This window comes from Steroidobacter gossypii, assembly GCF_016801985.1.
Taxonomy (GTDB): domain Bacteria; phylum Pseudomonadota; class Gammaproteobacteria; order Steroidobacterales; family Steroidobacteraceae; genus Steroidobacter; species Steroidobacter gossypii.
On sequence record NZ_JAEVLS010000017.1, the window covers coordinates 1 to 2,640 of the forward strand.

Here is a 2,640-nt window from a genome sequence, read left to right on the forward strand (position 1 = left end):
TGAGGACCACCCGATTTCCCGAGTTGGGGACCACCTGATGAGGTCACTGGCGGAGCAGAAGTGGGCGATTCTTACGCGCCGTGTTTCTTGCTGGCAAGTTTCCGGGCCTTGACGCCGCGGTAGCTCTCGCCGGTGATGTCGATCGTGAGCGCGGCGTGCTCGAGACGGTCGCGGATCGCATCGCTGATGACGGGGTCGGCGATGACCTCCGCCCAGTGCGCCAGGGGCAGTTGGGTCGTAAACATCGTCGACTTGCCGAGCGAGCGCTCTTCAAGGATCTCGCACAGATCCTGCGCCTCGGTGGAAGACAGCTTACGCATCCCGAAGTCATCGAGGATGAGCAAGTCAGGGCGCGCGAGCTTGTCACGATAGCGAAGGTATGTCCCGCTGGACCGGGCGAGCGCGAGATTCTCCAGCCACGTCGTGACCGTCATGTACAGCACCGACTTGCCGCACGCACAGGCATGCAGTCCCGCAGCCTGGGCGATGAAGGTCTTGCCGACGCCGGTCTGACCGATCAGCAGCACGGGTCGTCCTTCGCTCAACCACTGTAGGCTGTAGAGCTCTTTGATCTGCGCCTTGCTGATCGAGCGGCTGGCGGTGAAGTCGATGTCCTCGAACGCGGGGCGCAAGGTGAACTTGGCCGCCTTGATGCGATAGCCGGTCTTGCGCTCCTGCCGATAGTCGGCCTCTGCCTGCAGCAACGTATCGAGGAACTCGGTGTAGCTGATTTGGTCGCGCGTTGCCGAAGCAATGATGTTATCGAAGGCGCCGAACATGCCGAGCAGCTTCATCTCGGCCATGAGGTTCTTGGCGATAGCAGTACTCATACGATTTATTTCTCCTGGTTTGAGTCGGACGGAACAGCAGCGAGGATGTCGACGGGCCGATCGGCGCCGGCGGCATATCGCAGCATCGGGTTGCCGGGGCGACGCACGATCTCGCGCGACTCGCCCGGTGCGGCGGTTGTTTGTTTTCTGGCCTGCGCCAGCAGCGCCTGGAAGTACGGCACGCGGAACTTGTCGTAGCGACGCATGGTGGCGATCGCGGCGGCGATGCGCTGACTCGCCACGTCATGTCCAGCGGTGTTGATTTCCTTCGTGCAGCTGCGTACGAAGCCCTGGGCGCGGCGCAGGTTGCCGTAGACATCATCATTGAACAGCTCGACGAACAGCCGGTGTAACTCGGGATGGATGAAGCGTGACTGTGACAACAGTCGCTGCGGAGTGGCTTCGTAGTACGCCTGCGATGCCGGTGGGAAGTGCGCATCGATCTTGATACGCCGGCCATCGCGGTGACGACTGCGAGGATGGATCGCCAGTCGCTCGAGGTTCAGGAAGATCTCGACATGATTTTCGGTGAGCTTGATGCGCAGCTTCTTGTGTCGATGGATGTGCGGCGCGCTGTACAGCACGGCTTCCACCAGCACATAGCAATCAGGATGCAGCGTTGCGGTCAGCCATTCGCCCGTGTCCACATCGTGCACGGGCAGCGCCTTGAGCGCAGCCCGCTCCAGTGCTTCGAAGCGTTCGCGACGCGAGACACCAAAGCGGCTGTGACGCCGCGCATTGATGCGCTCGACGCACTCGACGAGCGCCTGATTGATCTGATGTAGCGATGTGAAGCGCGTACGCCGATGACGGAAGCGCACATAGCGCATCAGGATCTTGACCAGTCCCTCAACGATCGCTTTGTCGCGCGGATGATCGGGCCGCGCTGGCACCACGGCGGTGGAGAAGTCACGCGCGAGCTGTGCATAGCCGGGGTTCAGATCCGGATCGTACAGGTGACATTTGAGCACGCCCTGCTTCAAGCAGTCCGGCACAGTCACGTGCGGCACGCCGCCGTAAAACGCATACATGCGTCGATGCGCGCCCAGCCAGTTGCGACTCTTCATGTCCTCAGCGGCCCAGGCGAAGAGCAGTTGGCTGAAGCCGAGGCCAGCGACGAAGATGTACGCCTTGCGGATTTCGCCGGTGGCCACTTCGATCCACTCGATCGGATCGCCGGCATAGTCGACTTCGACGCGCTCGCCCGGAGTGAACTCGCGCGCTGTGATATCGGCCTGCCGATGCTGTGGGAACTTACGGTAAAACTGCTTCCAGAAGTTCGAGTACGTGGTCAGTGCCTGCGCTTTCTCTTCCCAGATGAACTTCAGCGGATGACCCAGTCCCAACTCGTGGATGACGGTCGCCCAATCGATCTGGCGCATCCACAATGGGTCCTTGCCGATCCTCGGTGCTGCTGGCGACTGCCGCAGGCCATCACGCACCTCGCGCACGGTATCGCGCGAGCAGCCCAATGCTCGGGAGATCTCGCGGATGCCGCGACCATCGGCCAGGCGCCGACGGATTTCCTCAAAACGCTCAACAGTGACACTGCGCAAACCCATTCCGTCCTCCCGGTCGCGATCGGCGGGGAAGGTAGCGGTGAAATCGGGCTCGGTGGGGCGTGCCTGCGCGGCAGGCTCGGGCGGATCAACTCTGGACATCGGCGGACCACTCCTGGCGCCTGGCGGCGCTCGAAAGCGCCCCGCCAGGTGGTCCCCAACTGAAGAAATCGGGTGGTCCCGAACTCAGGAAATCAGGTGGTCCCCAACCCAGGAAATCGGGTGGGTCTCAATGGAGGAAATCGTGCACA

At 62.0% G+C, this 2,640-nt stretch carries 2 protein-coding genes; both read right to left on the reverse strand.

Going from position 1 to position 2,640, the window contains the following annotated elements; translation table 11 throughout:
• Window positions 1-71 precede the first annotated feature (71 nt).
• Window positions 72-830, reverse strand: coding sequence for an IS21-like element helper ATPase IstB (gene istB / locus JM946_RS29810; protein WP_203171108.1), 759 nt, complete (start codon window positions 828-830; stop codon window positions 72-74).
• A 5-nt stretch (window positions 831-835) separates the two neighbouring features.
• Complete coding sequence (gene istA / locus JM946_RS29815; RefSeq protein ID WP_203171109.1) at window positions 836-2,491, reverse strand: IS21 family transposase; 1,656 nt, start codon at window positions 2,489-2,491, stop codon at window positions 836-838.
• Between the last annotated feature and the right edge of the window lie 149 nt (window positions 2,492-2,640).

Bases quoted from the DNA above. Each gene is read 5' to 3' on its own strand.
- istB (WP_203171108.1), bottom strand. From the start codon at position 830: ATGAGTACTGCTATCGCCAAGAACCTCATGGCCGAGATGAAGCTGCTC.
- istA (WP_203171109.1), bottom strand. From the start codon at position 2,491: ATGTCCAGAGTTGATCCGCCCGAGCCTGCCGCGCAGGCACGCCCCACC.